General features: G+C 63.2%; 6 protein-coding genes. All 6 read left to right on the top strand.

The genetic code is table 11. The features are described from left to right. The first annotated feature begins 202 nt into the window (after nucleotides 1-202). The 6 genes from GM79_RS05035 to GM79_RS05010 all read left to right on the top strand — a co-directional run bounded on the left by GM79_RS05035 (nucleotide 203) and on the right by GM79_RS05010 (nucleotide 8202). Complete coding sequence (locus tag GM79_RS05035) at nucleotides 203-793, top strand: recombinase family protein (RefSeq protein WP_035560197.1); 591 nt, start codon at nucleotides 203-205, stop codon at nucleotides 791-793. Nucleotides 794-884: 91 nt separating this feature from the next. Next, nucleotides 885-1499, top strand: coding sequence for an RNA polymerase sigma factor (locus GM79_RS05030; RefSeq protein ID WP_035560196.1), 615 nt, complete (start codon nucleotides 885-887; stop codon nucleotides 1497-1499). Then, nucleotides 1496-1936 (top strand): hypothetical protein, encoded by a 441-nt coding sequence (locus GM79_RS05025; RefSeq protein ID WP_035560194.1) that lies wholly within the window; start codon nucleotides 1496-1498, stop codon nucleotides 1934-1936. Before GM79_RS05030 ends, GM79_RS05025 begins: the two co-directional genes overlap by 4 nt. Nucleotides 1937-1995: 59 nt before the next feature. Continuing rightward, complete coding sequence (locus GM79_RS05020) at nucleotides 1996-2430, top strand: hypothetical protein (protein ID WP_035560193.1); 435 nt, start codon at nucleotides 1996-1998, stop codon at nucleotides 2428-2430. Between the two features lie 340 nt (nucleotides 2431-2770). Continuing rightward, nucleotides 2771-5125 (top strand): outer membrane beta-barrel protein, encoded by a 2355-nt coding sequence (locus GM79_RS05015; RefSeq protein ID WP_035560191.1) that lies wholly within the window; start codon nucleotides 2771-2773, stop codon nucleotides 5123-5125. Nucleotides 5126-5181: 56 nt separating this feature from the next. Continuing rightward, nucleotides 5182-8202, top strand: a complete 3021-nt coding sequence (locus GM79_RS05010) for a Tn3 family transposase (protein ID WP_035560189.1) — start codon at nucleotides 5182-5184, stop codon at nucleotides 8200-8202. The last annotated feature ends 59 nt before the right edge of the window (nucleotides 8203-8261 follow it).

The following is an 8261-nucleotide window of genomic DNA, read 5'->3' as shown; positions in this document are numbered from 1 at the left end:
GGGGTAGCACAAGAGTAGGAACAGAAAGTATCGGTAGGGGAAAACTGCGTGGTCGGCTGTCTCAAAATACGGCCGTTTTAGCGGCCCACCCGCCTGGCCTGCTTTGCGCCCCGAAAAGCGACCAAAGATTGTCTCATTTCCTGTTCTCACCAATCAACGACTCGCTATCTTCGCCTCCGTTGACTTCCTGAGAAAAACTACCATGATTTTCGGCTATGCCCGTGTGAGCACCTCCGACCAGCAGCTGCACCTGCAGACCGATGCCTTGCAGGCTTACGGCTGTGCCGAGGTGGCCCAGGAAAAAGTGTCATCCGTGAAAGAGCGTCCGGCACTCCAACACCTGTTGGCCCGGCTGCGGCCCGGCGACACGCTCGTGGTCTGGAAGCTGGACCGGCTGGGCCGTTCGCTGAAGGACCTAGTCACGTTGGTGACGGGGTTTCAAGACAACGGCATCCACTTCGTCAGCCTACAGGACCACCTGGATACGACCACGGCGCAGGGCCGGCTTATGTTCAATCTGTTCGCCTCACTGGCCGAGTTTGAGCGCGACATTATCCGCGAGCGCACCAAGGCCGGACTGACGGCTGCCCGGGCGCGGGGACGACAGGGCGGTCGGCCCAAAGGCCTCTCGAAGGAAGCCCTCTCCAAGGCGCAGGCGGCGAAGACGCTTTACTTGCAACAGGACAAAACGGTGGCGGAAATCGGACAACTGCTGGGCGTGGGACGAGCGACGATTTACCGGTACCTCGCGCACTTGGATGTACCCACTGGCGGCACCCGTACGCCGGCTTGAGTCGCCTGCACAAACGCTTTTTCGCAAACGGAGTGACTGCCGAAAAAAGTCTTTATGCAACATCATTCCGACTGACCGGTCTCATGCCTAGATGAGCAAACTGCCCGCCTTCCCCGTGACCGACCAGCAGCTTGTGGCGCAGGTGCTGGGAGGAAATACCGCGGCTTTTGGGCAAATCGTGCAGCGCACGGAGGGGCTGGTCACGCAGATGGTATTCAAAATGATTCGCCACCCCGCGGACCGTCCGGATGTCGCGCAGGAAGTGTACCTGAAGGTTTTTAAGCATTTGGCCGGGTTCAAGTTTCAAGCAAAGCTTTCCACGTGGGTCGGTCAGATTGCCTACAACACGTGCCTGCATTACCTGGAAAAGAAGCAACTGGTGCTAGTGGACTTGTCGGAGCACAAGCCGGACAACTCGTCGGACGAAGGCCGTAGTCCCCCCTTCGGTTTAGTGGCCGGGCCAGACTACGACCCGGAAGCGGCCCTTTTTGACCAAGACCTGGCCGGTATTTTAAGCACGGCCATCGAGCAATTGCCCCCGCTCTACCGCACCCTGATTGCCTTGTATCACCAGCAGGAACTGAGCTACGAGGAAATTGCCCAGATAACCTCTCTGCCGGACGGGACCGTGAAAAACTACCTCTTTCGGGCGCGGAAACAGCTAAAACAACAGCTATTGGCCACTTATAAACGAGACGAATTATGACCAGCCCCCATCTCACCGAGCGCGCCCTTCAGGAAGCGGCGGAATCCACCTCCTTGCTGCCGGACTCCCAGGCAGCACACCTGCGCGGCTGCCGCTTGTGTCAGGGCCGGGTGGCTACGTACCAGCATCTGTTCACGGCCGCCGCCCACCTGCCGCCCCCGGTCTTCGCTTTCGACCTCACGGCGAGCGTCCTGGCACAGTTGCCCCGGCCCCAGCCCGCCTTTCCCTGGGTGCTCAGCGGAGTGGCCGCCCTCGTGCTGGCGGTGGTGGTGGCGTTCCTGGCCGTATTTGGCGGCCAGCTGGTACCGATTTTACAAAGCTTGGGCACCGGGCTAGGGGCTGGGCTGCTGGCCGTGACGGGCTTGGTCGTGGCCGGGCAATGCCTGGAATTGCTGACCCGGCACCGCCAGCAAATGCGCCTGCTGACTTTTTCTTGATTTTTTGCAACCTGACTGGCGCTGACCGGTCTCATGCGGTATTACCCCCAACCCGACTTATGAAAAGGTTTCTGTTGCTGCTGTTTTGCTGCCTGACCGCCGGGGAAGCATCGGCCCAATCGGCCCTGCTACCGACCCTTGATGCCAACGCGGTGGAGATTGCGCGACGGGTCATTTTTCCAGCCATCGCCCTTTTCCTGCTCGGCTACTTCGTTTTGGCAGCCATTAAACTGGTACTTAATTACTTACTAAAAAACAAAATAGTTGATACGGCCATCATTTCGGAAAGCGTGGTCGAGCGCCTATTGCCCGGCCCGCAGGACGAGCTAAACAAAGTGGTGAAGTGGGTCGCGTTGCTCCTGAGCACTGGCGCGGGGCTCACGGCGTGTAATTGGTACCTACCCCTGGGCCTGCACTCCGTCATCATCCTAGTGTTCAGCACCGCCTTGGGCTTCCTGGCTTACTATCTATTCCTGCGCCGACAAGCGAAGTAACCCCTCGTAACCCCCTATTCTCGTTAGTTTCGAACGCGAGGGCAGCGAGTACGCGAGGGAAATTACTGCCTCATCTCCTTTTCTTTTTCTGTCATCTTACTTCCAAACCCCGATGAATCAGCCGGTATTCTCAGCTCAATTTACTAGGTATTGCCTGGTAGCTTGTATTGCAATAAACCTTGTCAGTCAATTTCTTATGCCGAATGTTAAAAGAGCTGTCATGCAGCTGTTGCGTCAACTTCTTGATGGCACATCGGCTGTGCGCCGAGGCGGGGGGTGGTGTTGGGGGCTCGTGTTCTTCGTAGCGGGCCTACTGCCTAGTCCGCTCCGTGCGCAGACGTTGGGCGAAGTCTCCGGTACGCTGCTGGACCAGGCAACCCGGCAACCGCTCCCTTTTGCCAATGTGCTGCTTCTGCGGGTGTCCGACTCGGCCCTGGTAGCCAACACCCAAACCGCGGAAAACGGCACCTTTGCGCTGACCAACCTCGCGTTGGGCCGTTACCTGGTGCGGGCCGAGGCGCTGGGCTACCGTTCTATCCGCCGTCCGGCTACGATGGACGCCACTACCCCGGTGGTCCGTTTGGGGGAGTGGGGGATGGTGGCCGCCGCCGTGCAGCTGGGCGGCGTGGTCGTGCAGGGCGAAAAAGCGGCGCTGGTCAACGAGCTGGGTAAAATCGTGCTCAACGTGGACAAAGACCTCAACAGCGCGGGCGGCACGGCGGCGGATGTGCTACAGAAAGTACCCTCGGTGGCGGTGGACGAAAACGGGCAAGTGAGCCTGCGGGGCAACCCGGGCGTCACGCTCTACCTCGACGGCAAGCCAGCTCCCCCCAACCTGCGCCTCGACCAGCTGCCGGCCAGCCGCCTCGAAACCATCGAAGTCATTACCAATCCCGGCGCGCAGTATTCGGCCCAAGGCACGGGGGGCATCATCAATCTGGTGCAGAAAAAACCAACCCAGGATGGCTGGAACGGCGATGCGCTGGTTACGATGGGCACCCGCGACAAATACACGGCGTCCCTCAACCTGAACCGCAAGGTCGGCAACATCAACTTTTTTGGGGGAGTTGACGGGTCGGACAATCTCTTTCGGGGCAGCTCGTCCTTGCAGCAGGTCGCTACGGTAGACGGCAGCACCACCCGCACCGACCAGACGGGCCGAAGCACCCGCGACCAAACCGCAATTGGCGGGCGTCTGGGTGTTGGCTACGCTCCCAGCGACCAGCAGCGCCTGTCCCTCACGGCCCAGTACTACAAACAGGACAACCAGACCGCGCAGGACTTTACCACCCGGCTCACCGACGGCCTTGCCCCCACCATCGACCTGCAAAATCAGAATTCGCAGGTAGAAAACCTCTACAACGCCCGCGTCTCGGGCGATTACCGGCGCACGTGGGCCGCTTACCCCGGCCGGGTGCTGACGGCCAGCGCCACGTACCTTCTGGATGGGGGCACCGTCACGACCCAGCAGCGCGTATTGGATGGCCCCGCCCGCTATTCGCGCAACGCCCGCCAGCAACTACTGGATGTCACCATTCAGATGCCTTCGGCGCAAGTGGACTACGTGCATCCCCTGGACGACAAGCGCGGCTGGGCAGCGGGGGTGAAAACAGACCTCATGGTGACGCCCGGCTCGGCCGATTATTCGGTGCAACCGACGACCGGCGCCGAATTCATTCGGCAGGAAGCCGGCTCGTTCCGGTACAAGTACCGGCAGCTCATTCCGCAGGCTTACGGTTCCTACCAGCACAAGTCGGGTGCGTGGGAATACCAGGGCGGGCTGCGGGCCGAATACACGGGCCTGCAGGCCCAGGTGCTGCCCACGGGCTCGGCCCGCCAACGGATTCTCAACGTCTTCCCCTCAGCCACGGTGGCGCGCACGCTGCCCCACGACCAGCGCCTACAGTTCAGCTACGCGCGCCGGCTAAACCGGCCCAATTTCCTGCAAATCATTGCGCTGCCCATTTATTTGGATGCCCGCAATTACGTGGTGGGCAACCCCGACCTACGCCCCGAGTACGTGCACGTCGCGGAGTTGGGGCACCAGGTAGCCTGGCAGACCACGACGCTGAGCACGACCCTGTTCGGGCGCTTTGCCAGCCAGTCCATCCAAAGCCTGCGCACCATTGATACGCTGGCGACCCGCCTCAGCGGCCAGCCCGATTTCATCACCCGCACCAGCTACGCCAATTTTGGCAACACCGCCAGCTACGGGCTGGAGGTTTCGCTGACGCAAACCATAGCCCCCTGGTGGAAGCTCACGGCGAACGGCTCTTACTACCGCAACCAAGTAGCCAGCTTCAGCGGCGAGGGGACCCGGGCCAACTTCACCGGCACGGCCTATGTCCTGAACACCTTCAACCCCACCAAAACGCTGGCCGTGCAGCTCAGCGGCAACTACCGCGCGCCGCTGGTGGTGCCGCAAGGCCGCTTGCTGGAGGTGTACGGGGTTGACGTGGCCCTCCGCCAGCGCCTCTTTCGCGACCGGGCCGCGCTGACCCTGCGCGTGAGTGACGTATTCAACACGCGCCGCCAGTACACGCAACTCGCGGCCGATGGGCTTGCCGCCGACCTGCGAACCAAATACGAAACGCGCGTGGGCTACCTGGGATTCACCTGGTTTCTGGGGAACAATAAGCCCGCCAGCACCATCGAAAACCAACCCAAAGGTGATACAGGCGGCTTCGGCGGTTAGCGTGGGAACGATGACCAGACGGCTTCCGCCCTTGCGCAACGCTGTCATCCGCTGCCATGCCCGTTGAATTCCTTAGCGACGAGCAGGCCGCCCGCTACGGGCGCTACCCCGCCGACCCCAGTCCGGAGCAACTGGCCCGTTTCTTTTACCTGAGCCCGCAGGACATCCAGTTTCTGGCCGGCTACCGCCGAACCTACACCCAACTCGGGTGCGCCGTGCAGCTGGGTACGTTGCGGTTTTTGGGCACGTTTCTGCCCGTTCCCACGCAGGTTCCGGCCGTTGTGGTACAAACCCTGGCCCGGCAACTGCACCTGACGGCCGATACCTGGAGCGACCAGTACACCCGGCCGAACACCTTGCACGACCACCAGGTACAGGTGGTGGCCTATCTGGGTTTTCGCCCCTTTGACGGCCGCCAGGCGTTCCGCCTGGCCCGCTGGCTTTACGCCCAGGTGCTCACCAGCACCGTGCGGCCCAGCGTGCTCTTCGATTTGGCGACCGCGCACCTGGTGGCCCAGCGCGTCGTACTGCCCGGCGTGACGGTGCTGGCTCGCCTGATTGCGCGGGTGCGCGAGCGCACCGGCCGCCACCTCTACCGCCAGCTCCGTAACCGGTTGAACCCGGTGCAGCAGCAGGCCTTGGAATCGCTGTTGGTCGTGCCGCCTGGCCAGCGGCTCACCCGACTGGAAGCGTTACGTACCGCGCCCACCCGCGTTTCCGGCCCTGCTCTGGTGGCCGCGTTGGGACGGCTGGACCACGTGCGCGCCCTGGGTGTCGGGGACATCTCGCTCCACGACTTGCCCGAAGCCCGCTTGGTGCGGCTGGCCCGCCACGCCCAAGTGGCCTGGGGGCAGACGTTGGCCCGCATGGGGGAGGAACGCCGCCTGGCCACGCTGTTCGCCTTTGTCCAGGCCCTCGAACGCACGGCCACCGACGATGTGCTGGACCTCTTCGACGGGCTGATGACGTCGCTGGCCCTGCGGGGCGAAACGAAGCGCCGCCGCGAACGGCTCCGTTCCCTCAAGGACCTAGACCAGGCCGCGCTAGTGTTGCACCAAGCGGTGCGTATTCTGCTGGACGAATCCGTTCCCGAAGCCCACATTCGGAACCAAGTGCTGGGGCGCATCGGCGAAGCCCCGTTGCGGGCAGCAGCTGACGCAGTGCAGGCGCTGGCCGGTTCCGCAGACGACCCACAGTTCCAGGCGCTCAGCGGCAGCTACGCGACGGTGCGCCGGTTCCTGCCGACCTTGCTGGCGGGCGTTACTTTCGAGGGCGCTCCGTCGGCCAAACCCTTGCTCGACGCGTGGCGCTTCCTACAGGCCCAGGAAGCCGGTGGGCGGGGCCGGCCGAAGTGGGCGGCGGCGCCCCGCTCCCTCGTGCCCAAAAGCTGGGCGCGGCGGGTGTTTCCCGGCAAAGACGAGGTGAACCCGGCGGCGTACACCCTTTGCGTGCTGGACCGGCTGCACCAGGCCCTGCGTCGCCGGGAGGTATTCGTTGCGACAAGTGAGCGCTACGGCGACCCGCGGGCGGAACTGCTGCAAGGTGAGGCCTGGGAGGCGGCGCGGGAGGCGGTGGCCCGCGCCTTGGACCGCTCCCTCGACCCGGCCGTGGAACTGGTTCGGCTCCAGGCACAGCTACGGGCCGCCTACAGGGGAGTGGGCGAAAGCCTGCCGCACAACACGGCGCTGCAGGTGGTGCAGCAGGACGGGCAGCCTTTTGTGCGGGTGAGCCCCTTGTCGGCGCAGGAGGAACCAGCCAGCCTGACGCACTTGCGCGAGCAGCTGGCGGGGCAGTTGCCCCGCGTGGAGCTGGCGGCGCTGCTGTTGGAAGTCGATGCCTTCACGGACTTAACCGGGGCCTTCACGCATGTGGCCGATGGACAAACCAAAGCGCTCGACCTGCCGCTGAGCATTTGCGCCGTTTTATTGGCGCAAGCCTGCAACATTGGCCTAAAGGCAGTGGCCCGGCCCGAAGTGCCCGCCCTGACGCTGCCGCGCTTGTCCTGGGTGCAACAAAACTACGTGCGGGCGGAAACGCTTGCCGCCGCCAACGCCCGTCTGGTGGACGGGCAAGCCCGGTTACCCCTGGCCCAGGCCTGGGGCGGGGGCGAAGTCGCCTCGGCCGATGGCATGCGTTTCGTGGTGCCCGTGCGCACGCTTCATGCCGGGTGGAACCGCAAATACTACGGCTCGCAGCGCGGCGTGACCTACTACAACTTTACCGGCGACCAGTTCACGGGCTTTCACGGCATCGTCATTCCCGGCACCTTGCGCGATTCCCTGTTCATCCTGGCCGGACTGCTGGAGCAGCAAACCAACCTGGACCCGCGCGAAATCATGGCCGATACGCACGGCTACAGCGAGGTCGTCTTTGGCTTGTTTGCGTTGCTGGGCTACCGGTTCAGCCCCCGGCTGGCCGACCTCTCGGACCAGCGCTTCTGGCGCCTGAACAAAGAGGACGACTACGGCCCGCTCAACGAGTTGGGCCGGCACGTCATCCATTCCCGCCTCATTCACGACCATTGGGACGACATGCTGCGGCTGGCGGGCTCGCTCAAGCTGGGCAAGGTCAAAGCCACCGCCGTGATGCGCACGTTGCAGCGGGCGGGTTCGCTCTCGGGCCTGGGCCGGGCGATGGCGGAATTCGGGCGGGTGGAGAAGACGCGCTACCTGCTGGCCTACGTGCAGGACGAGGCCTACCGCCGGCGCATCCTGGTGCAGCTCAACCGCGGCGAGGGCCGCCACGCGCTGGCCCGTGCCGTCTTCCACGGCAAGAAAGGCGAGTTACGCCAACGCTACCGCGAGGGCATGGAGGACCAGTTGGGCGCGCTGGGCCTGGTCGTGAACGCCTTGGTGCTGTGGAACACTCGCTATTTGCAGCAGGCGTTGGAACAGTGGCAAGAAACCGAAGGGAACCTGAACCCAGACGACGTAGCCCGCCTTTCGCCGTTACTGCACGAACACGTCAACATGCTGGGCCGCTACGACTTCACGCTGCCGGAAGCGGTTGCGGCCGGGCAGTTACGCCCGTTGCGCGCCCTCACGGACTGGGAAGCGTCGTTAAGCGAAATGGCCTAGCGATATTTTCTGTTCCTACTCTTGTGCTACCCCTAAGTCCGCCCGGCTGAAAAATGCTT

It is taken from the genome of Hymenobacter sp. IS2118, from assembly GCF_000715495.1.
Lineage (GTDB): Bacteria > Bacteroidota > Bacteroidia > Cytophagales > Hymenobacteraceae > Hymenobacter.
The sequence above is the reverse complement of the archived record's forward strand: the minus strand, read 5'-3'. Positions and strand labels throughout refer to the sequence as shown.

Excerpts from the sequence above, each read along its gene's own strand:
- GM79_RS05035 (WP_035560197.1), top strand. The coding sequence starts at position 203 with ATGATTTTCGGCTATGCCCGTGTGAGCACCTCCGACCAGCAGCTGCAC.
- GM79_RS05030 (WP_035560196.1), top strand. The coding sequence starts at position 885 with ATGAGCAAACTGCCCGCCTTCCCCGTGACCGACCAGCAGCTTGTGGCG.
- GM79_RS05025 (WP_035560194.1), top strand. The coding sequence starts at position 1,496 with ATGACCAGCCCCCATCTCACCGAGCGCGCCCTTCAGGAAGCGGCGGAA.
- GM79_RS05020 (WP_035560193.1), top strand. The coding sequence starts at position 1,996 with ATGAAAAGGTTTCTGTTGCTGCTGTTTTGCTGCCTGACCGCCGGGGAA.
- GM79_RS05010 (WP_035560189.1), top strand. The coding sequence starts at position 5,182 with ATGCCCGTTGAATTCCTTAGCGACGAGCAGGCCGCCCGCTACGGGCGC.